At 31.2% G+C, this 22156-nt stretch carries 28 protein-coding genes and 1 other annotated feature; all 28 genes read right to left on the bottom strand.

Annotated elements, in window-relative coordinates:
• Positions 1 to 58: 58 nt before the first annotated feature.
• Entirely contained in the window at positions 59 to 649 is a 591-nt protein-coding gene (locus ACI2WZ_RS00210; protein ID WP_023788823.1) for a CatB-related O-acetyltransferase, read from the bottom strand.
• A 69-nt stretch (positions 650 to 718) separates the two neighbouring features.
• Entirely contained in the window at positions 719 to 1084 is a 366-nt protein-coding gene (rplL, locus tag ACI2WZ_RS00205) for a 50S ribosomal protein L7/L12 (protein WP_023788822.1), read from the bottom strand.
• A 56-nt stretch (positions 1085 to 1140) separates the two neighbouring features.
• A complete protein-coding gene (gene rplJ, locus ACI2WZ_RS00200) occupies positions 1141 to 1641 on the bottom strand; it encodes a 50S ribosomal protein L10 (RefSeq protein WP_023788821.1) in 501 nt (166 codons plus the stop codon).
• A gap of 27 nt (positions 1642 to 1668) precedes the next feature.
• Positions 1669 to 1817: a sequence feature (ribosomal protein L10 leader region), on the bottom strand.
• Between the two features lie 213 nt (positions 1818 to 2030).
• Positions 2031 to 2717: a 50S ribosomal protein L1 gene (gene rplA, locus ACI2WZ_RS00195; protein ID WP_500244864.1), complete on the bottom strand. Its 687-nt coding sequence runs from the start codon at positions 2715 to 2717 to the stop codon at positions 2031 to 2033.
• Positions 2718 to 2719: 2 nt separating this feature from the next.
• A complete protein-coding gene (gene rplK, locus ACI2WZ_RS00190) occupies positions 2720 to 3154 on the bottom strand; it encodes a 50S ribosomal protein L11 (protein WP_023788819.1) in 435 nt (144 codons plus the stop codon).
• A gap of 97 nt (positions 3155 to 3251) precedes the next feature.
• Positions 3252 to 3767 carry a peptidylprolyl isomerase gene (locus ACI2WZ_RS00185; protein WP_500244863.1) on the bottom strand — a complete coding sequence of 172 codons (516 nt, stop codon included), beginning with the start codon at positions 3765 to 3767 and terminating at the stop codon, positions 3252 to 3254.
• Positions 3768 to 3814: 47 nt separating this feature from the next.
• On the bottom strand, positions 3815 to 4441 hold the full coding sequence (nusG, locus tag ACI2WZ_RS00180) for a transcription termination/antitermination protein NusG (protein WP_023788817.1): 627 nt from the start codon (positions 4439 to 4441) through the stop codon (positions 3815 to 3817).
• Between the two features lie 12 nt (positions 4442 to 4453).
• Positions 4454 to 4867: a preprotein translocase subunit SecE gene (gene secE / locus ACI2WZ_RS00175; protein WP_500222474.1), complete on the bottom strand. Its 414-nt coding sequence runs from the start codon at positions 4865 to 4867 to the stop codon at positions 4454 to 4456.
• A gap of 1 nt (position 4868) precedes the next feature.
• Entirely contained in the window at positions 4869 to 5027 is a 159-nt protein-coding gene (gene rpmG, locus ACI2WZ_RS00170) for a 50S ribosomal protein L33 (RefSeq protein WP_023788815.1), read from the bottom strand.
• 28 nt (positions 5028 to 5055) lie between these two features.
• Positions 5056 to 5610, bottom strand: coding sequence for a hypothetical protein (locus ACI2WZ_RS00165; RefSeq protein WP_023788814.1), 555 nt, complete (start codon positions 5608 to 5610; stop codon positions 5056 to 5058).
• Positions 5611 to 5656: 46 nt separating this feature from the next.
• On the bottom strand, positions 5657 to 6397 hold the full coding sequence (gene rlmB / locus ACI2WZ_RS00160; protein ID WP_023788813.1) for a 23S rRNA (guanosine(2251)-2'-O)-methyltransferase RlmB: 741 nt from the start codon (positions 6395 to 6397) through the stop codon (positions 5657 to 5659).
• On the bottom strand, positions 6381 to 7712 hold the full coding sequence (cysS, locus tag ACI2WZ_RS00155; protein ID WP_500244862.1) for a cysteine--tRNA ligase: 1332 nt from the start codon (positions 7710 to 7712) through the stop codon (positions 6381 to 6383). Before cysS ends, rlmB begins: the two co-directional genes overlap by 17 nt.
• 15 nt (positions 7713 to 7727) lie before the next feature.
• The gene (locus ACI2WZ_RS00150; protein WP_023788811.1) at positions 7728 to 8657 is read right to left on the bottom strand and encodes an ECF transporter S component; all 930 of its coding nucleotides are present in this window, start codon (positions 8655 to 8657) and stop codon (positions 7728 to 7730) included.
• A 15-nt stretch (positions 8658 to 8672) separates the two neighbouring features.
• Positions 8673 to 9329, bottom strand: coding sequence for a uracil-DNA glycosylase (locus tag ACI2WZ_RS00145; RefSeq protein ID WP_500244861.1), 657 nt, complete (start codon positions 9327 to 9329; stop codon positions 8673 to 8675).
• A gap of 7 nt (positions 9330 to 9336) precedes the next feature.
• A complete protein-coding gene (locus tag ACI2WZ_RS00140) occupies positions 9337 to 11094 on the bottom strand; it encodes a hypothetical protein (RefSeq protein WP_500244860.1) in 1758 nt (585 codons plus the stop codon).
• 44 nt (positions 11095 to 11138) lie between these two features.
• Positions 11139 to 12278, bottom strand: a complete 1140-nt coding sequence (locus tag ACI2WZ_RS00135) for a hypothetical protein (protein WP_500244859.1) — start codon at positions 12276 to 12278, stop codon at positions 11139 to 11141.
• Between the two features lie 202 nt (positions 12279 to 12480).
• Complete coding sequence (gene dnaB, locus ACI2WZ_RS00130) at positions 12481 to 13830, bottom strand: replicative DNA helicase (RefSeq protein ID WP_500244858.1); 1350 nt, start codon at positions 13828 to 13830, stop codon at positions 12481 to 12483.
• Positions 13823 to 14275: a 50S ribosomal protein L9 gene (rplI, locus tag ACI2WZ_RS00125; RefSeq protein WP_500244857.1), complete on the bottom strand. Its 453-nt coding sequence runs from the start codon at positions 14273 to 14275 to the stop codon at positions 13823 to 13825. Before rplI ends, dnaB begins: the two co-directional genes overlap by 8 nt.
• Positions 14276 to 14358: 83 nt before the next feature.
• Complete coding sequence (rpsR, locus tag ACI2WZ_RS00120; protein ID WP_023788805.1) at positions 14359 to 14580, bottom strand: 30S ribosomal protein S18; 222 nt, start codon at positions 14578 to 14580, stop codon at positions 14359 to 14361.
• 14 nt (positions 14581 to 14594) lie between these two features.
• Positions 14595 to 15044: a single-stranded DNA-binding protein gene (locus ACI2WZ_RS00115; RefSeq protein ID WP_500244856.1), complete on the bottom strand. Its 450-nt coding sequence runs from the start codon at positions 15042 to 15044 to the stop codon at positions 14595 to 14597.
• Positions 15045 to 15062: 18 nt separating this feature from the next.
• Positions 15063 to 15542 (bottom strand): 30S ribosomal protein S6, encoded by a 480-nt coding sequence (gene rpsF / locus ACI2WZ_RS00110; protein WP_500244855.1) that lies wholly within the window; start codon positions 15540 to 15542, stop codon positions 15063 to 15065.
• Positions 15543 to 15665: 123 nt separating this feature from the next.
• The gene (locus tag ACI2WZ_RS00105) at positions 15666 to 16292 is read right to left on the bottom strand and encodes a 2-C-methyl-D-erythritol 4-phosphate cytidylyltransferase (RefSeq protein WP_500244854.1); all 627 of its coding nucleotides are present in this window, start codon (positions 16290 to 16292) and stop codon (positions 15666 to 15668) included.
• Between the two features lie 41 nt (positions 16293 to 16333).
• Positions 16334 to 17338, bottom strand: a complete 1005-nt coding sequence (locus tag ACI2WZ_RS00100; protein ID WP_500244853.1) for a hypothetical protein — start codon at positions 17336 to 17338, stop codon at positions 16334 to 16336.
• A 2-nt stretch (positions 17339 to 17340) separates the two neighbouring features.
• Positions 17341 to 18849, bottom strand: a complete 1509-nt coding sequence (gene lysS, locus ACI2WZ_RS00095; protein ID WP_500244852.1) for a lysine--tRNA ligase — start codon at positions 18847 to 18849, stop codon at positions 17341 to 17343.
• A gap of 10 nt (positions 18850 to 18859) precedes the next feature.
• Entirely contained in the window at positions 18860 to 19831 is a 972-nt protein-coding gene (gene dusB, locus ACI2WZ_RS00090; protein WP_500222454.1) for a tRNA dihydrouridine synthase DusB, read from the bottom strand.
• Positions 19831 to 20145, bottom strand: a complete 315-nt coding sequence (locus ACI2WZ_RS00085; RefSeq protein WP_500222453.1) for a DUF1904 family protein — start codon at positions 20143 to 20145, stop codon at positions 19831 to 19833. The genes dusB and ACI2WZ_RS00085 overlap by 1 nt, the downstream gene beginning before the upstream one ends.
• Positions 20146 to 20250: 105 nt before the next feature.
• Positions 20251 to 21228, bottom strand: a complete 978-nt coding sequence (locus ACI2WZ_RS00080) for an ABC transporter ATP-binding protein (protein ID WP_500244851.1) — start codon at positions 21226 to 21228, stop codon at positions 20251 to 20253.
• Positions 21229 to 21280: 52 nt separating this feature from the next.
• Positions 21281 to 22141 carry an Hsp33 family molecular chaperone HslO gene (locus ACI2WZ_RS00075; protein WP_500244850.1) on the bottom strand — a complete coding sequence of 287 codons (861 nt, stop codon included), beginning with the start codon at positions 22139 to 22141 and terminating at the stop codon, positions 21281 to 21283.
• Positions 22142 to 22156 lie beyond the last annotated feature (15 nt).

Here is a 22156-nt window from a genome sequence, read left to right as displayed (position 1 = left end):
GACAATTAAATCAATAGTATTTGCAATTAATTTTCATTTTTTCTGAATTAGTAGGTCTTTATCAATTTGTTTTATTTAAAAGCTCTGGTATTAACTTCAAGAGTTCTTCGTGTGTCTTATCCCATCATTTTACCATTTGCAGGGCAGTTATTTCGGAAGTACTGAATCTTTTCTTGATCTGTTTGGCAGGATTTCCAGCGACTATCGAATATGGTTCCACATCTTTTGTGACAACTGACATAGCACCAATTATTGCACCATTACCAATAGTAATACCGGGCATGATTGTTGCACCAAGCCCTATCCATACATCGTGACCAACAATAGTGTCACCTTTTTCTTTTGGGGTTTTTAAACTTAACCCTTTCTTGAAACTATCGAACATTTCAAACGGAAAGCTTGAGAATGAATCCATTCTATGATTGCCCCCGTTCATAATGAACTTAACATCATGGGCAATCGCACAATATTTACCAATAACTAACTTGTCACCATAAATATCTGGAAAATGATAAAGTATATTTTTATTTTGAAAGTCTCTCGCTCCCATTTCTCCATCAAGAGAGTAGTAATAAGTATAGTCACCGATTTCAATATTCTTATTAGTAATATATTCATTTAAAATAAAGATTTTTTTAGAACGCGGCATAAATTATCTCCTTAAATATATTTTAAATAAAAAAAATAACCCTTTTGGGATTATTTAAATCGTATGAAATTATTTCAACTCAACTGATGCCCCAGCATCCATTAGTTGTTTTTTCATTTCTTCTGCTTCTTCAACTTTAACGTTTTCTTTAATAGTTACAGGTAGAGTTCCGTCTACTAATTTTTTTGCATCCATTAAACCTAAACCAGTTAATTCTTTAACTATTTTAATAACAGAAACTTTGTTTCCACCTGGATTAGTTAACATAACATTAACTTCAGTTGGTGCTGCAGAAGCTCCTGCGGCTGCTGGTGCTGCAACTGCGGCTGCTGCAACAACTCCGAAGTGATCTTCTATTGCTTTAACTAAATCATTTAATTCAGTAAGTTTCATTTCTTCTAATGCTTTTATAATATCATCTTTTGTAATTGCCATTTTATGTGTCTCCTTTTTCTTTAAAAATCGCTATTTGTACGCTTAATTCTATTTTGTTATTCTGATTTTGTGTTTGCTATTTCTTTTACAGTCAACATGAATTGACGTAATGGGTAAATAAGAGATGAAGCGAACATTGAGTATAATTCGTCTTTTGATGGAAGAGAAGCAATTTCAGTGATCGCTGCTGTATCAAGAACAGTACCCTCATATATACCAGCTTTAAGTTCTAAATCTGGATTAGTCTTTGCAAAATTTGCTACAAGTTTTGCTGGATATAAAGCTTCTTCATCAGAAAATATATAAACATTTTGTTGAACTAAATAAGGATCTAGACCTGTTATTTTTAATTCTTCCATAGCTCTTTTTACTAGAGAATCTTTATAAACTTTAACAAATATACCTTGTTCACGAGCTTGATTTCTTAAATCAGTCATTTGTGCAACAGACAGGTTTTTGTAATCAGCTATAGCTAAACCTTTACAATTTTTAATTCTGTCACAAAGCTCTTTAACAATTTCGTTTTTTTTGGCATGTGCCGGTCTTGCAAGTTTCATATACATAACCTCCTTTTCATTATTTTAGTAATCAGAATAAAACCTCGAAACGTAGTTCCGAGGTAAATTAAAAATACAATAACTCACACTTAAAGTGCTTAAATATGTAATTTCATTCCTCGGTAACAAATTAAGGGATTCCCAGTTACTTTCTTTGGTACGAATAGCATTTTTATATTACCACAAAAAAATCATTACCTTTCATATATTTTAAATATATTAGTTGAACTCTAAAATCGATTTGGTTCATACCCAACTTTATGGTTGTGTATGAATCAAGGAACACAACCATAGAAAAAATGATTCGCATCACAAATAGGTATATTTAGTGTTATTAAATTTTGTACAAAAAAATAAAAACCCGTACGTTTGAGTACAGGTTTGAAATTTTAATTTTCGATAAGAACTTTTATTCCAGGACCCATTGTAGTAGATAATGAAATATTTCTAATGTATGTTCCCTTAACAGCTGCTGGCTTAGCTTTCTTGATTGTATCAAAAATTGCTTGGTAATTTTGTAGTAATTTGTCTTCATTAAATGAAACTTTACCGATTATCGAATGTATGTTTCCTTCTTTGTCGGTTCTATACTCAACTTTACCTTTTTTAATTTCTTCCAATGCTTTTTTTACATCGGTAGTAACAGTTCCGGTTTTAGGGTTTGGCATAAGACCTTTTGGTCCTAATACTTTACCTATTTTACCTAGTTCAGCCATCATTTCTGGAGTAGCTACAATAACATCGTATTCGAATCAACTTTCTTTTTGAATTTTTTGTATTAATTCTTCTGCTCCAACGAAGTCTGCGCCAGCTTCTTGTGCTTCTTTTACTTTTGTTTTTGTTAAAACTAAAACTTTTTGTGTTTTTCCGGTACCGCCAGGTAATACTAATGCACCTCTAATTTGTTGGTCAGCATGTCTTGGATCGACATTTAGGTTGAAAGCAATTTCAACAGTCGAGTCAAATTTAGTTATTGAAGTTTCTTTTGCTAACTTAATTGCTTCAGTGATAGTGTAAAGCTTTGTTTTGTCTACCTTATCGTTAGCTAATTTAAACTTTTTGCTTAATTTTCTCATAACTATTTAGCTTCCTTTTCAGGCATACCAGTTACTTTGATACCCATATTTTTTGCTGATCCTTCAATAATTTTCATTGCTGCCTCAATTGTGTGAGCATTCAAGTCTGGCATTTTGTACTCTGCTATCTTTTTAATATCGTCAGCTGTTAAAGTTGCAACAACTTCTTTACCAGGTGTTTTTGAACCTTTTTGTATTCCTGCTGCTTTTTTTAACATAAACGCTGCTGGGGTAGTTTTTAAAACAAAGTCAAAAGACTTGTCGTCATATGCAGTTATAACTACAGGGACTACCTCCCCAGCTCTTTCTTTAGTGGCTTCATTAAATTGTTGTGTGAATTGGGGCATGTTAATTCCAAGTGATGCTAATTCAGCTCCTGGTTTTGCTTGCATTGCCATAAATTCCAATTTTGCTATACGTGTGATTTTTTTTGCCACGAACAACACCTCCGTTTTCGCTGTGGTCATATCGCATAAACACATACTGGTCTATACTTCCACAATTAAAATCTGCCATAAATAATATTATCACAAATTATTCTAAAATCGTTATTGTTTTAATAATAATTGGATCTATAGGAACATCATCATGATAACTCTTTGACATAGTTTTAACTTTTTCAATATCCTTGACAATGTCCATACTTTTTTCATCAGAGACTTTTCCAAAAGAAGCATACTGACCATCTAGAAATTTTGCATCTCCTGTAACGATAAAAAATTGGCTAGAAGCACTGTCTAATATACTAGTTCTTGCCATAGAAACAACACCAGGTTCATGAGAAAGAGTTGTAGTATTTTTATTTCACCCGTTTACCGAGAACTCACCTTTAATAGTATTAGGTGCTTCTTTTTCAACCATATTTTGGTCTAATCCACCACCTTGAATCATAAAACCATTTATAACTCTGTGGAATATCAAATTTTTATAAAAGTTACTTTTTACAAGTTTTAAAAAATTTTCTACAGTTATTGGGGCTAAGTCAGGATATAAATCAAGATTTATACATTTGCCATCAATTAATTGTAATTGAACTTTGATTGTTTTCATTATAATCTCCTTTATATAACAAAACTTTGGTGACCCAAAGTTTTATTTTAATATTTATAAGCCAACTCCAAGCTGTTGAACTCAAATTCTGTTGGTGTAATTCTTCCGAATAATTCAATATTAACAACTGCGACACCTTTTTCAAAATCCATTTCGACAACTTGTCCTTCGGTATTTGCAAAAGGTCCGTCTTTGACTTTGACCACTTCTTTGATTTTAAAATCAGCTTCAAATAAGATCTTTTCTTTTTTAGACTGATTTGGTTGGCCTTTTGAATGAGTTTTTTTAGTCTTTTCTTCGACTTGAACATCTAGCATTCTAGAAACTTCTTCACTAGTTAATGGAAGCGGTTTTGCACCTTTACCTGATGAACCTATAAAACCAGTGACACCAGGTGTGTTACGAACAATAAATCAAGTTTCATCTGTCATCAACATATTAATAAAGATGTATCCTGGAAATTTATTTTTTTCGACTACTTTATTATTTTTCCCATTAACTGGTCCTTTTGCTATTCTAATATTAAAAATTCTATCTTCTAAACTAGATGTTTCTACTTTTTGAAGTAAATCTCCACGTACTCTTTCTTCGTGACCACTATTGCAGTTAATAACAAATCATTGACCTTTGTAAGACTCTAGTTCTTCTTCTAAATTTATCAAAGTGCTTTCCACTCTTATTACCTCCTATATGATCTTTGTTATTACAAATAATCATTGTAAACCATAATCAACTGCGTAGAAAAATATACCAAATATTAAAAGGAATATGATAACCCACAAAAACTTAGATCCGAGATTATTTCTGTCTGATCATTTAATTTTGTTGATCTCTTTCAACATTTTAATTGGTGCTTCTTTTAGTGCTAGTTTATAATTTATTTTTTCTTTGTGTTTTTTAATTTTTGTTTCTTTAGCTTTTTTTAGTTTTTCTTCTTGTGTTAGTCCACTATCACTATCCAACTGCTTGTAAAGTTCCTTCATTTGCTCGTTTTTAAGAGCTTTTTCTCGTTTTTTGGCTTCTTTTAAAGCATTTTTTTGCTCAATTTTTATAAGTTTAGCTTTTGCTTTATCTTCATTTTTTTTCTGCTTATTACTCATATTATCGAGTCTCCTTGTGGGTAGTGTGGGCATTACAAGTTTTACAAAACTTTTTTATTACAAGTCTTTCTTTTTGAGATAATGAGCTTTTTTGGATCGTATAGTTTCTTTCTAAGCATTCACTACATACTAGAATGACTTTCTTAATGTTTTTTGGCATATGAAACAGCTCTTTTCTTACCAAATAATTATATATTACTTGAGCCATTTATCAAACTAATTAAATACTTTTTTAACTTGATTCTATATCTTTCTAAATCCCGTCTTTTGATTGATAAAATTTCACATATTTTGTATTTAGATTCTCCCATACACAAATAAATTAATGCTTTTTTGTGTGTTTCATCTTCTATACTTTCAATGTATTCATTTATCATTTCAATTATTTCTCTTGTTATTTTAGAGCTTTGATATTGTGAGAAAGAAAATATTTCTAGGTCGTATTCAACACCATCTAAATAATCTTCTGAATAAAAACTCCTTCTTTTAATGTGGTTTTTTTCGCTTTTTCTTCGTGCTTGTCGCACATAATCTAATAACCGCAATTTAACTATAAACATTGTGTATGTTGTTAACTTGATTCCTTTATATGTTACATACTTTGACCGCACTTCTTTTAAGGCAAAATATGTTGCAGTTATTAAATCTTCGGGTTCTAAAAATATATCTTTGTTTAAAAATGCGCATTTGCTAATATTTTGATTAATGACTCATGCTAACCATTTTGCCTGATCTTCAGGCAACTCTGGAAAATAATCTACAATTAAGGTAAAAATAACTTCTTTAATTTTAATTTTGTTTACTTCTTTCGTACAAAATTATACCTGCCGCAACAGATACATTTAAGGAATTAATTTTATTACTAGTTGGAATTTTAAAACAGAAATCAGAATGAGATGCATTTTTTTTGAGCACACCCTCACCTTCACTTCCTAAAACTATTGCAGTTTTTTTATCAAATTTTAATTCATTGATACTAATTGACTCTTCAGTTAAAAGAGAACAATAGATTCAGTAACCCTTCTCTTTTAAAACATTTATTACATTACTAATATTTGAGACTTTAACTATTGGGGTACAATAAATTGCTCCTGCAGAAGCTTTAACTACTGTTGGTGTAACATCCACTTGATTGTGATCTAAAATTATAATTCCGGTCACATCAAAAAGGGATGAGGTTCTAATAATTGCTCCAAAGTTGTTTGGGTCTTGTATTCGATCTAAAATAAGAATTGTTTGTTGAGTGTTTGAATAATCTATTATGTCATCTAATTTTGAGTATTGAAACTGTTTTACCTCTGCAATTATCCCTTGGTGGGTAACTTTTTCTTGTATAAATTTTGAAAAAGTTTCTTTCTCGCACGAGGTTCATTTAATGTTGTACTTCTTTATTATTGAGTAAGCTTCTTGACTAAATGCATAACCCTTCAATATATAGATTTCTTTAATTTGATTATGAAAGTTTATTATTACATTCTCAACCACATTTTTACCGTAGATTAAATTTTTTTTATTAGATGATTTTTTCATGTTTTAACTCTTCTCTTAACTTATCCGCCACTTCAAAATCTTTTTTTAATAAAGCCCCTTGCCATTCTCTAATCTTTTTCACATTTTCGCTATTAAGGTTTTTGATATCAAACCTGAGTCCTAGGGTGTTGATTATAAGAACTAATTTTTCATACGTTTTGTCCACTTCTTTAAAAGCTAATTGTTTATTGATGTTTTTCACCATTTCATTAATTAAAGAAATAATCATTGGTGTATTTAAGTCATTATTAATATAGCTTCTAAATCTTGAAACGTAGTTATACGAATTGAAATCATCGTCAATTGGCGTTTTATTATTTATCTTTATATAATCACAGGCAATTGATCAATTCATCTTCCTTAATAAGTTTTCAATTTTCGAAACCCACTCAGAAGATTGTTTTAATGTCTCTTGATTAATGTTTATAGGTTGTTTGTAATTACTGTTTAAGAATATATATCTTAACTCATTGGCTCCATAATCTCTTATGAAATCCTTAACTAATATTGTATTTTTCAAAGATTTTGACATTTTAATGTTATCAATTGATAGGTGACCGTTATGCAGTCACACATTTGATAGTTCACAAGATTTCTTTGCGATATATTGAATTCTTTCGTTTTCATGATGTGGGAACTTTAAATCAATACCACCAACATGTATATCTATAGTATTACTAAAGAAGCCATCTATAAGTGCCACACACTCTGTGTGCCATCCAGGTCTTCCTAGACTTCACTTCGATAACCATTTTTTTCCTTTAGTTGTTTTTTTTCAAAGTACGAAATCTTGTGGATTGATCTTGTTTTTATTTTCTTCAATTCTGTTTCCAACTTCTAATTCCTCAATGCTTTGTTTAGACAAATTACCATATTTTTGTTCAAGTGATTTTACATTGAAATAGACGTCTCCATCAACTTCATATGCATGACCACTTTTTATGAGCATATCAATAAAATCTACAATCTCGTTAATCTTCTCAGAGATTGATATGATTTTTTCCGGCTTTTTAACATTAAGATTTTTCATATCTTCTAAAAAAGACTCTGTATATTTTTTAGCGTAATCTTCTTCAGGAATGCCTTCTACCTCGGCTTGGTTAATTATTTTATCGTCAATATCAGTAATATTTAATAAATATTTATGTTTGATGTTTTTGTAATCTAAGTATCTGATAATTATGTCTGTTAAAATTAAAGGTCTTGCATTACCTATGTGTATATAACTGTAAACTGTTGGACCACAAGTATAAATACAATATTTTGGAACATCAATTTCCTTAACTTCGGATGACAAAGAATCATATAACTTCATATTTTGAATCTCCCGCTATCTATCGGTTTTTATGAGTGGTGATACAGCTTTATATGTAAAATATAAAACCGCTGAGTTGAATATTATTTTTAGAGGTGCCTGAACAAGGCGACTCATAAGCATCAAGACATAACCACTTTCGTAGCCTACTCCGTTTTCTTTTCCGGTGTTTAAACCAAGAAACTCGTAATCACCCCACGCGGATATAACGGCCGTTACCAAATATTCCGCTGCCGAAGCAAATAACACAATTGGAAGTAGTGTGTTTAATACTTTATTATGACCTTTAGCCATGAAAACTATTGTGAATGTTCAGACTAAAAATATACAAGTCATAACAGAACCTATGAAAACTCATTTAAAAACTTCTTTACTCATTGTAAAACCGAAAAATTCAATCCCGCTTTCTAAGTTGGCAAAATCAATCAGATATGCCATCAAAAGAGCGAAACCAATTAAAAATATATTCACTAACGCTAGTGTTACTCAATTGTTACCTTTACCAACCCTTAAGAAACTAGCACCTATACCAGCTATATAACCATAACAAATTATAACTATTATGTAAGCAGGGTGTACAAACGAAGGTACAAATATCATAACAAGAGCCTCGGTAATTAAACCCACAATTACTCCAACAATAGGACCAAAAATGAATCCTGTGATTTTAACCATTACACCTTCAAATGCAATTCTTACAGGGGGAAATACAGTAATAGGAACCGTTAAAGATATAACGACAGTCACACTAACACTGACAGCAGTGAACATTGTTATATAGGCAATATTTTTGGTAGTAAACCTTATCCCGTGATATCTTTCCTTTAAAACTAGATAAGATAACGAGTTATAGACTATATAAGCTAAAATAAAAAGACCTATGAGACCAGAAGCGGCATAAGCCAAATTATTTCCTTTCAAAAGGATTTCGGCAAACTTTTGCATGATAATTAATTCCCCTTACTTTTCCCAATTTATTGGATTTTTTCCCAAACAACTAAGAATATTGTTGATCTTTGAAAATGGTTTGCTGCCCTCAAATCCCTTTTTATAACTAAAAGGCGAAGGGTGAGCTGAAAAGATCACAAGTTTATTTAAGTATTCTAGATTATTATATAAGTTTTTTGCGTGATTTCCTCATAAACAATAAATAATATTTTTATTTTGTTTATTTAGTTGATTCAAAATTTTAATTATAAGTTCTTCTCAACCTAGGTTTTTGTGAGAACCTGGTTTTCCTTTTTCAACGGTTAAGCAAGTATTTAACAAGAGGACCCCTTGCTTAACCCAACTAGAGAGATCATTATTTAAAGTGTGATCTATATCTAAATCATTTTTTAATTCTTTAAATATGTTCTTCAAACTCGGAGGAGCGTTTATATTGTTGGCACAACTAAATGCAATTCCATTAGCTACTCCAGGTTTATGATAAGGATCTTGACCTAATATTACAACCTGAACTTCGGGGACGTCTACCAACTCAAACACACGAAAAATCTCTTCGTAAGTGGGGTATACATTATTAAGATTCTTAATTTTTAAAAGGGTTTTGTTGATACCTTCAGAAATATTATTCTTTTCGAATAAAATTTTTCATCCGTTCTTGACGTTTTGCATATTTAGATTACTTTAGCACTTTGCTAAGTCTCTTTCTATTATTTGCATCTTTTTTCTTTGCTTTTTTTAAAAGCTTTTTATCTTTTTTTGTTAAAACTATGTTCTCTAACTCCTCAGAGTCAGCATCCTTCCTTGGTGTAGAAAATATAGTGTCATCCTCATCAATCGGACCTAAATCAATTATACTGTCATCCCTTTTCGGAAGGAATGGGTTACTGATATAGTGATTATTGATTGGGAGAATCACGGATTTATTTAAAGCACTTGTTTGTGTGTTTTCAAGCTCGGCTCTTTCTAAATCTATAGTTTCTATCGGTACTAGCGATTCATTATTCTTACTAATTTTATCACTTACTTTTGGATTTTTTTCCATTTTTTCAAATATTTTTGTTTTGTTTAGCTGTTTTTTTTCTTTATACAATGCAGCTTCACCCAAACTATCATCATCTGTATTGTTTAAAACAGGTAAGTTGGTTTGGATGATTGCTCCTTCCAGATCATTTTCTAATAAATTTTGATCTAGAGAGATTGTGGCATCATTAAATAAAGACACGTTTTTCTTGTCTTTATTATTCTCAACAATAAACTCAAAGTCTCCAGTTTTTAATTCGTCAGTTTCCATGATATCAAAGCCCATGTTGTAAGTTTTCTTATCATAAGTCACTCCCGAGCTTTGATCTTGGTTATTTGCTATTTCCTTAGTTTCTTTATTTGAGTTCACAAAAGATTCTTTACTATCTTCAAATAGTTGATTGTCTTTTATTTCCCATTCTATGTTCTCCGTCTTTTTCAAGTTCGGTCTCTCACCACGGTAAAATTGTTCATTATCTTTTAATTCATTCTTATCTCAATGTTGAGCTTTGTGAATATCCTTTGGAGATTGTTCCTTACCGACATCAGTATTTGGGTTACCCCTCACTAAACTGTTATTTTCTGGTACTTCATAATTTTTATTAGATAATTCTTGAGGGAAAATCCCTCCGCCGTTATGTTTTTTGGATCAATATTCTTGGTTGTGATTGCTATAATTTCTGTTTGTATCCCTTAATTCGCTTTCCAAGCCAATTTGGTGGTTATGTGAGTTTTGGTAATTATCTCCTTTTGACCTCATACTTTGGCAGTTCTCACAGCTTTCATGATACTGTCAATCAACATTATCTTGTTTACGATTAGTTACATTTTCAATATTGTAACTATCTTTTTGCGCATAATTATGTTCAACTTCAGGCTGGTGTGCTTGGTCTCTAAATGAGCTTTGATGGTCTCTAAATGCACTATTGAACTGTCTAGTTTGGTTAGGGTTATACTGATTATTTTGGGGAAAAGAGTTGGGTTGATACTCATCGAAGACTTTCGCATTATGGTTTTCATTGTGATAATTATAGTGTGAAGTATTTGTTTTTAAAATATCATTGGGATTATTCAAAGGATAATGATCGATAGGTGTGCGTTGTCTATTTACATCATAACTTCCATAATTAAAAAGACTCTCAGCATTTACGCTAAAAGGTGGCTGATTTGTAATTCTGGGATATTCATTGATAATATTGGAACTATTTTGAAACCCTTGGGGATTTAAAACTGGATTTATCGGTTGAAAATTGGTCGGTAGATGACTTGATGGATTCATTAAAAGGGATTGCAAAAATTTGTGAGCTTCTATTTCACTCACAAAAGTCGCCACTACCCTATTAAAACTTGCGTCAATAACTTGATAGTTTCCATAGTTAAGAATTATGTAGAAGCCCAAATTATTCCACTCCAATCTTAAGAAATTATCCAGCTTTTTAGTTAATTACTTATGCATCTCTATATTTTTTTTATTGTTATTTTTGGTAACTTACCGACACTCTTAAATATATCTTTAAGTGAAGAATTACTTAGAGCTTTTTCGTCAGTAAATTGATAACCTGCAGGTTGGTACCAATATAGATAAGTGTCACATCTCTTATCTCCATCCTTTTTTTCTTTGATCTTTTGTCCTTTAAGATCAAATCTTAACACAACATTTTCGAAATTATCGTATGTAATTTCAAACTCCCTAGGTGTTTTGGTATCCTTTATATCATCAAATTTCAAGACAACTTGTCCTAAATTACCCATCCCATGTATAAAGGTTGAAGTGCTTTGAATCAACTCATTATTCTTATCAAAAAAAAGCTTTCACCCTTCCTCATTTAAATTATTTGCTTTTACTGGAGTATTCTCTTCTTCACCTTCGTTTTGATTTGATTTAACTATTTCACTTGTATTAAATTCTTTTTTTAAAACTTCATTAAAATTCCCCATAATCAGAGTATTTTCTCGTTCGTCAAACTCTTTTTTAATGTTTGTTAATGATGATTGTTCTTTTTTTTCCGCTTCTTCTCCGGTTGTTTCGCTCTCTGGTTTTGCGAAATCTTTAAAATACTCTTTTAAAGATGTTCCTTGCCCTTTGATTTTATAACCGTTGTCATCTGTTGCCAAGTATTGTTTTTTGGCTTTACCAGACTCTACTTCCGTTACTACTTCAAAGGTTTTTATATTTTCTGGATTATATTTTGTTACATCCCCATTGTATTTGATTGAAGAGAAATTTGTGTTTCGCTTAGCAGAATATGAGTCTTCAAAGTTTTTTAAATCTTCAGAAACAGTGCTATTTTCTTCGTGTTGATTTTTCAAATAACTTTCAAGAGATAAACCAAGACCATTTGTTCCCAATGTTTCTTGCTGCTTTTTTAGTTTTTCTTTATTTTGATATTTTGTCTCAGTGAAAGTTATCGCTTCTAAAAGTTGAATAGACATTGCGCCTAGTTTTCCCTTGCTGGTCGAATTGTCGAACTGACTCAACTTATAACCATCTTTAGTTTCTATTGATAAAGTTTCTGTGGGTACACCACATGAAACGATTGTAGCAATAGGGGCTGAAGATACTGTGAGTACACTGAATATAGATAATAATTTTTTCATTCTCTTACCTCAAATCTCTATATATAATTTTACAATAAAACATTTAGGTTTTACATTTTTTTAAATGTTACCTACGACAATTTAGAAAAAACAAATACATTTTGCTATTAAGTTGTCCTATATTTTTTTAATTGCTAAAATAAGCTAACTCCGATATATAAAAAAAATAACCGGAGTTATTTTTTTACACGCTTTTTCACTATTATGTCGAAGATTGATCGATAAACTTACCGAATGAACGAAGAAAGTTAACTTTAACAACACCCGTTGCACCGTTTCTGTGCTTAGATATAATAACATCAGTTTCATCGGTTGGATTATCAGCTTCAATACTGTATTCTTTTATTTTGTAGTATGCTTCTCTAAACAAAAACATGATTATATCTGCATCTTGTTCAATCGCACCAGAATCCCTTAAATCTGACATTAAAGGTGTTTTCTCTTCTCTTTTTTCTACACTTCTTGATAACTGAGATAAACAAATGATAGGGATGTTTAACTCTCTGGCGATTTTTTTTAATTGCCTTGAGATTGCTGCTACTTCGTTTTGCCTACTATCAAATTTGTTGCCTATTGATGATATTAACTGCAAATAATCAATAAAACATATTTGAACATTAAAATCTCTCTTCATTTTTCTCAACTTAGATTGTAATTGTAATACATTTAATCCTGGAGAGTCATCGATGATTATATTCATCTTCTGAAGTTCATCTGCACCACTTGTTATTCTTTTTCATTTTTCTTTTGTTAACCCTTGTGCATTTCTCAAAGCGGTTGCATCTACTCCAGATACAGAGGATAACATACGTTGAACTAACTGCTCTTTGGGCATTTCAAGTGAGAAAAAAGCAACACCTTTTTTTCTTTCAGCAGCATTGACAGTTAAATTTAAGGCGAACGCAGTTTTACCCATTGATGGTCTAGCTGCTAAAATAATTAAATCTCCATTTTGTCAACCGTTAGTCAGTTGATCTAAATAAGCAAACCCAGAAGGTATTCCTGTTATTTGGCCACCATTTGTTTCTAGGTCTGCTATTTTTTTTACAACTTCTACGACAGTTTTTTTAACTTCCGTAGCATCATCTTTTTTTATCTCTGTTTTTATGTTTAATATTTTTTGTTGAGCAACTAAAAAGACCTCCTCAACAGGTGCTTTACTTTCCCTAAGTTGTCGAATATTATTTATGGTTCTATCTAATTGTCTACCTATAGAATTTTTAAACACTATTTCTATATAATTTTCTACACCCTCATCTGTATAAAAATAACCGGACACTTCCGATATATAATCGATACCCCCGACTTTTTCGAGTTGCTTTTTATCTTGCAAATAATCTGCCACCTTTGTGATTGTCGGAAGTTGACTACTTGAACTAATAGAGTTTATGGCTTCAAACATAAAAGAGTGTGCCTCTGTGGAGAAATCATCGGCATTCAATTGAGTCAATATTTCAAAACTAGCTTTAGGCGAATGCATTGCTACAGCGAGCACAACTTTTTCTGAATCTAAAAGAATAAACTCTTGGTTAACATCTATTAAATTATCCATTTTTATTTCCTTCTATAAGAACCTTTAGAGTTGTAGTTATATGATGATCTAATTTTATTTTTAAATAAAATAGTCCTAGTTTATTTAGGTTTTCGTGTTTTTCAAATTTTCTTTTATCAATTTGTATTCCGTGCTCTTTGTTCAAACGGTCCACAATTTGGGTTAAAGATACCGACCCAAATACCTTACCGTCCTGAGTCTTTAATTTGAAGCCTAACTCCAAGTTATTAATCTTTTCAGCTTCTTTTTGGATGACTTCTTTTTCTTTTTTTAATATTTCACTTTCTTTTTTTAACTTAACATTTAAGTGACTAACACCATCTTTGCTAGCTACAATAGCTAGTTTTTTGGGTATTAGATAATTAACTGCAAAACCATCTGAGACATTAACAATCTCGTCCTTCTTGCCATAATTCTTAACATCTTTTAAAAGTATAACTTTCATATTTATCACCCTTGTAATTATAACAAATTTAGGGAGTTTTTATGTCCGACCAAAATAAAAACCCTTTCGAGAAGGGTTAGTAACTATTGGCTAACGAATGGTAGTAGACCCATTATTCTGGCTCTTTTTATTGCAGTTGCCAACATTCTTTGATGTTTTGGTGATGTACCAGTAATTCTTTTTGGTAATATTTGTCCATTGCCTGAAATAAACTTTTTAAGTAAATCCACATCTTTATAATCGATATAATCGATACCATTTTTAGCAAAGAAGTTTACTTTTTTTCTTCTAACAAATTTTTTCATAATCTATTCTCCTATTAATCTTCTCATAATATTGAGTCGTCAGCGTTTGATATTTTGCTATCCTCAATCAAATCAAAATCCATATTTGTTGATGTCTTATTTGAGTCTGTTTGTTGTTGAGTGTTCGCGAATGTTCCTTGGGTTGAAACACCAGTATTAGATTGTCTATCTAGAAATTGTATCCTGTTTACTCTAATTGTTATGCTAGTTGAATACTGTCCATTATTGTTATCTTGTCTAACGTTGATAGAACCTTCTACTGAGATTTGTGCTCCTTTACGAACATACTTTACTAAGTTTTCGGCTGATTTTTCTCATACAAAACAAGGTACAAATTGAGTATACTGGGTACCATTTGAGTATTCATTTACAGCAAGTGTAAATGAAGAATATACTTTACCGTTGGATGCAGTTTTTAACTCTGGATCCTTAGTTATTCTCCCAATTAAGTTAACTGAATTCATAATACCTCCTTATAATAATTATTTATTCGATTCTGTGTCATTTGTTATTTCTTCTTTGTCTATTGGTTTTTTATATTCTTTTTTTATACCGTTGCTTTTGTCATCGTATCTTTTAGCCCCTGGTTTTCTGTCGAAGCTTCTTTGTGGTTTTTTTTCTTCTTTGTATTTTGACATATCTGTTTTTGCTAGTTTAGTTGACTGAATATATTTTTTTTCATTTTCAGTATTTATTACTAATTCCCTTACCACATTTTTATCTATTCTTGAGATTCTTTGGAACTCTAAAATATTAGATGAGTCTGTTTCAACAATTAAAACAGTATAGTGTCCTTTTTTCTTTTTGTTTATTTCAAAAGCAAAGTCTTTTAATCCTCAGTCTTCTGACTCTAGGATTTTCCCACCGTTACTTGTCAACACATCATGTAATTTTTTCTGTGTTGCTTTAACATCGGTAGTATCTTGATCTAAAATATACATTATTTCGTATTTTCTAATCATGTATAATTCTCCTTATGGTCTATTGGCCTAAAAAAGGCAAGGAGTTAATTAAAATTAACTCGCAAACTTATTATAAACTAAAAAAAAGAGTTTGTCATAAAATAAACTCTAATTTTAATGGGTCTAACTGAATGATTTCAAATCCTTCATATAAGTTATTTTGACATTATCAACATCACCATTGATAAATTTTATTTTCGGTTTATCGTCAAAGTCTTCTATTGCTTGACAGTCATCTGCTCAATTTATATTAATATTTTTGTATGCTTCTTTGATTAAATGTGTATCAAAGCCTTGTGGAGTTTGAGTTAGTAAATAATTATCTCTATTTAAGGTTTTTACATTGTCATCCACTATCTTTTTTAAACAATCAACCATTTTTATTGTAGGTATTACAATTGAATGAACGTTAAGGCAATTGATAATTTCTTCAATCATCTCTTTTTTAACAAAGGGCCTTGCTCCGTCATGGATTAAGACTTTTTCGTTAGTTACCTTTTCTAATCCTTTCGCGACTGAGAGTGTCCTTGTTGCGCCACCTTCAACAAAAATTAATTTTTGCTTAATTTTTTCTACAATCTTTAAAGCCAAATCATTGTTGCATACAACAATGATTTCAGTAATTTGTGCTATATTCAAGAAACATTTGATAGTTTTGCAAACTAAAATATCCTTATCAATTTGTGAAAGCAGTTTGTTTTCTCCAAACCTTACACTTTTACCATTTGCTACTATTACTAAACTAACCATTTAAACTCCTTGAATATAAATTTCCATATATATTTTAGATTTTATAAAATTTTAATGTTGTTAATTTCGCAATATTGAAGAAACTTTTTATTTCATAGCGAAGATTGGACTTCGCCTATATGTTGCTTTTCTAAAAGAGTCATAATATAACGATTTATAAAAATCCCGCCAGTTATTGTCAAAGGGAGTTTGTTAGATTTGATTAAGTGATGATAGAATGTCTGAGTTTTATTGTTTTCTTTCAAGATAGTGCTTTGGGACTTCAACGTTTCTCTATCGACTTGATACGATACATATCCCATACTAGTGACTTTTTCACAACTTTTGTTGTATACATATAATTTAGAATAACTATTAAAGTCATAGACATCTTCAGAGAATTGGGTATTTTTTTGTTGATTTAATGTTTTCTCAACATAATTTTGGAGTACAAAACTGCCATTATCTTTCCCGAACTTTGAAAGTCGCTCTTTAAATGTCAAAAGAGGGTACAAAGCTTTAAGTTTTTTATGTGATATAAAAGTTAATTTTTCTCCGAGATGGTTTTTACCGAGTGAGTTATACTTTGAAGAACAACCTAAATCTATTTCAACTAAAGCTTTATAAACTTTAATTAAAACGCTGTTGATCTCTTCAATACTATAATCATGTTTTACAATCTCAAACCCTAGTTCGTCATAAACTACCGAGTTCATATTGTCGATAACAGTGTCACGAGTAACTGTTGAAAAGTTTGTTATTATGCCTTGATTATTTTCAACTAAACCGTTGTTCATCAAGAAATATCTTCTTCATTTGTTATTTGATTGCAATAATTCACCATACATTTTTTCAGAAGATACATCAAAGTCGATTGGTCTTTTTGTTTGTTGGAAATCATCGTTTAGCCAAAGAGTTTTATCAGTTACAAGCCCACTTCTGACTTTTATTAGGTCAAAATCAAGTTTTAGCCTACTTTCCAGCTCGTTTGTAACAAACTCAATTCCTTCAATTGTTTCTAACTCGTTCAATTTAGATGTGTAACCTAGTGTTATCCCATACTTCATTTTTATGACCTCGGTTTCATTTGTGGAAATAGCAAGACGTCTTTAATAGAATCTGACCCAGTTAATAACATAACAAGTCTGTCAATACCTATACCAATCCCACCGGTTGGTGGTAGACCATATTCTAACGCTTCAACAAAATCAATATCCATTTCTGTTGCTTCATCGTTACCGGCTTCAGCCTCTTTCAACTGATCTAAAAACCTTTCGTATTGGTCTATTGGATTATTCAACTCAGAAAATGCATTTGCATATTCTCTTCCTATTATAAATAATTCGAATCTATCAGTAAATCTAGGATCTTTTGCATTTGATTTTGAAAGTGGTGAAATTTCTTTTGGGTGTCCGTAAATAAATGTTGGTTCAACAATTGTGCTTTCAACAAACTCTTCGAAGAACAAGTTTATTATATGACCCACTGAGAAGTGATGTTTTTCAACTTTTATACCTTTTTCCGTTGCAAGTTTTTTAGCTTCTTCATAAGAGATGGCCTCTCAAAAATTAACACCACATACATCATTAATTGCATCTACCATATGTCATCTTTTAAAAGGTTTTCCTAAATCTATATCAAAACCGCCATAAGATAGATTTGTTTTACCTAATACACTTAAGGCACATTCTTTAAAAATTTCTTCACAAAGTTCCATAACGAACTCCATATTTTGATATGCTACATAAATTTCAATTGAGGTGAATTCTGGATTATGCCTTGTACTTGTACCTTCATTTCTAAATAATCTACCTATTTCATATACACCCTCAAAACCACCAACAATACATCTTTTTAAATGTAGTTCAGTGGCTATTCTAAGGTAAAAATCATTTTCTAATGCATTATAAAAAGTTTTGAAAGGCTTTGCAGCAGCACCTCCACTTTGGGGGTGCAAAATTGGGGTCTCTACTTCTATATATCCTTTTTTATCTAGTGTATTTTGTATTGTTCTAATGGTTTTATTTCTCGAAATAAATGTTTTTTTTGTTTCAGGATTCATTATAAGGTCTACATATCTCCTGCGATATTTTTCCTCAATATCACTTATACCAGAGTGTTTATCAGGCAATGGTTTAAGAGCTTTTGTCAGTAAAACATATTTTTTTACCCTGATTGTCAACTCACCGTGATCAGTTTTCATAATGCTTCCTTCTATTCCGATGATATCTCCGAGATCTAAATTTCTAAATAAAGGAAAGTCTTCTTCTCCTAGCTCATCTTGTCTAGCATAAAATTGGATGAAACCATCTTGGTCTTGTATATTACCAAATATAGCTTTTTTTCCAGCTTCTCTAAATAGTCTGATTCTTCCAGCTACTTTTATAACTTTCCCTTCATGATTTTTCAACTCATCTTTAGAAAACTTATCAAACTCTGCAAATAAATCAACAATTTTGTAATTTCGTTGATATTGGTTCTCTATAAATGGGTCTTTACCCATGTCCACTAATTCTTGATATTTTTTTCTACGTACTAATTCCTGTTCAGTGAATTGTCGTTCATTATTATCTTGCATATTAAAACCTCTAACTTTCATATAAATTAAATATATTATATATATCTTTTAATACAACTATTTCAGTTGCCATTTTTTTCATTTCTAATACTACAGGGCGTTTTTCCAAGACAGCTAAGTATCATAATAATTGCTTACGCATTTCTCTAATGCCAAGTTCTTCTCCACGCATATCTATTAATAAGTTTGCGTGTCTCAGAACAGTTTCTTTTCATTCTTCATAAGATGGTTTCGGAAGTTCTTCACCAGTATCGATATAGTGTTGTATCTCTCTAAATATTCATGGGTTACCTTGTGCCGCTCTGGCTATCATGATTCCGTCGCAACCAGTCTCATCCAACATTTTTTTGGCTGTTGGTCCGTCAACAACATCACCATTGCCAATTACAGGAATAGAAACACTTTCCTTGACTTTTTTAATTCAAGACCAGTCTGCTTTTCCTGTAAAGAATTGGTTTCTTGTTCTTCCATGCACAGCTATTGCACTAGCACCATTTTTTTCCGCGATCTTGGCTAGTTCAACTACATTTTTGCTTGTTTCATCCCAACCAATTCTCATCTTGACTGTTACTGGCTTTGTGGTATTTTCTACAACAGCTTTAATTACTTCCCCAACTTTATCTTCGTATTTCAATAGGTTTGCGCCCGCTTGGCTTCTAACAGCTACTTTAGGAGCTGGACAGCCCATGTTGATATCAATTACATCGCAGGTAGAATACTCTTCAACTATTTTTGCAGCTTCAACAAATGAATTAACATCAAAACCAAATATTTGCAATGATATTGGATGTTCCAAATCTGAGACTTCAATCATTGTTTTAGTTTTTTTATTATTGTGAACTAAACCTTCTGTACTAACCATTTCTGCGTAAACTAATGCAGCTCCTTTTTCCTTACAAATTATTCTAAAAGCAGCATTTGTTGTACCGGCCATAGGTCCTAAAAAAATGCTGCCCTTAATTTCTAGATTTTTAATTTTCATTATCCTACACATACTCCATTTAAATATAAAAAGTTATTTACCTCATTGAATTGTACATAAATATTATCTGAGTAATTTGAGAAATGTTCTTGAATATGCTTCGCTAGCAATTCTTGCTTTAGCGGTCTACCTATTCAATCAACCTTCACTAAAATAGCATTTTCTTGACGAGAATCACCTATAAGTTTATAAGGTTCAAACCAAAAAACAATTTTTTTTACATTTGCATTTATAAGTTTTCCTATTTCATCTACTTTATTATAGTATTCTCGCACCTTTTCTTCTGGTACTCCCCTAAAACTAAATATTGGCATAATTAATCCCCACCTTTACAAATATAATTATATATATATTTCTATTATTTTAAATAAACTATTTCCTAATTAGTTATAAAAAAAAAAAAAAAAACCTTATAGGTTTTAAGATCAATCAATCTCTGAAGGTTTTTTAGGATTTGGATTTTGTCGTATCTCGTCAATCAATCCGTTACGTACATGGATAACGGTATCACCAATTTCACTTATGTTTGGGTTGTGAGTAACAACAATAACTGTAGTATTGTACTTGTTTTTTACATCTACAAGAATGTCCAACACTTTTCGTCCCATTTCCTCATCAAGTGCTCCTGTTGGCTCATCACCAAAAAGAATTTCAGGATTTTTTGCTAACGCCCTTGCGATGGAAACTCTTTGTTGTTGTCCACCAGACATTTGATGAGGGTATTTGTTCATTTGTTCTTCCATACCAATTGTTTTAAATATATCTTCAATTGACATACTTCCCTCTTTGTTTTTACTTAAATTCTCTCCGACTTCAGCGTTCTCTTTTGCTGTTAGGTTAGAAAGTAAATTATACTGTTGGAAAATAAAACCAACATTTTCCCTTCTAAATTTAGTCAAATGAGAGTCTTTTAATAATGTTAAGTTACTTCCTAAAACGAAAACATCTCCTTCGTTTGCTTTATCAAGACCAGAGATTGTGTTAAGCAATGTGGTCTTACCAGATCCAGAAGGACCTAAAATTACTATAAACTTTCCTCTCTCTAATTTAAGATTTATACCCCTTAAAACTGGTGTTAACATATCTCCAGTTACGTATCATTTTTTTACGTTAACTAGTTCAGTAACATACTTAGAAGTTTGTGGCTCGACACCAGTCGTTGAAATTATTGAACCTTTTAAGATTTCTTTTGAGTATCTAGAAGTCAATTGTTTTTGTACTTTTATTCTTTGTTTGAAACCTTTAACCCCTTCATCAGTATTTTCAGGAGCATCGATTATTTTAAACTCACGTTCTTGAACTAATGGTTTAATATTTTCTTTGCTCTTGCTTTTTTTTTCTTTTGAATTCGGTTCCGAAGACTTTTGTAATTCTTTGTTGTTATCTTTATTATTCATTTTAGACATCCTTCCTTGAGAATTATATAGCGTCACTAAAATTTTAACATAATTACACAAGTAAGTTTTCTAATTCTTTTGGATTAACGTTGTACTTTTTTTTACAAAAATCACAAATAACTTCAATAACTTCTCCTTCCGTATAAGCTTTTTTTAATTCTTCCACTCCCAATAACTTAACTGACTCCATAACTTTACTTAAGTTACAAGTACATTCAAATCTGAGTTTAGCGATATCGAGTACTTTGCTGTCGTCACATATGTCCTTTAGAAGCGCCTCATAATTGGTTGAAGCTACAAGAGTATTTATAAGATGACTCAAACTTCCTATTTTTTCTTCGATGTAATCGATTGTTTCATCACTATATCCAGGTAAAAGTTGTAACATTATTCCACATGCTTTTTTAATAGTACCATCATCATTTAATTCTACACTTGTGGTTATGAGTGACTTGATTTGATCACTTTGTTGCAAATAATACATAAAATCCATATTGATTTCACTGGAAATCAACTCTACTCTTGAGGTATATGGTTCTTTTGTATTCAGCTCTCTTGTTACTTGTAAAAACCCATTTGTTCCTATAACTTGAGATAAAGCGCTACCCTCACCTTCTTGAACTTTTTCAATATCGAAGTTAGGTTTCTCAATGTATCCCCTAATAGTGTTATTTTGAAACTCTGCTATTATTGTTCCTCCAAGCCCCATCCCATTTATGTTTGTTGATACTTTGTCGCCATCTTTTACACTAAGACTGACAAGAGCGTTAGCGATCAATGTTCTTCCTAGAGCTACCGATGCTAAGGGATTTGTTTTTTGTAAAACCGTAATTTCAGCTAACGATTCGGTAATATCTACTACCGACATTTTAATATTATTTTTTTCACTTATTGCTCTTATTTGCATATCCATAGTTAATTTCTCCTA

Source organism: Spiroplasma endosymbiont of Megachile willughbiella (assembly GCF_964273395.1).
Taxonomy (GTDB): Bacteria; Bacillota_I; Bacilli_A; order Mycoplasmatales; family Mycoplasmataceae; genus Spiroplasma_A; species Spiroplasma_A apis.
Note: the sequence above shows the minus strand (reverse complement) of the source record. Positions and strands in the feature narration are given on the sequence as shown.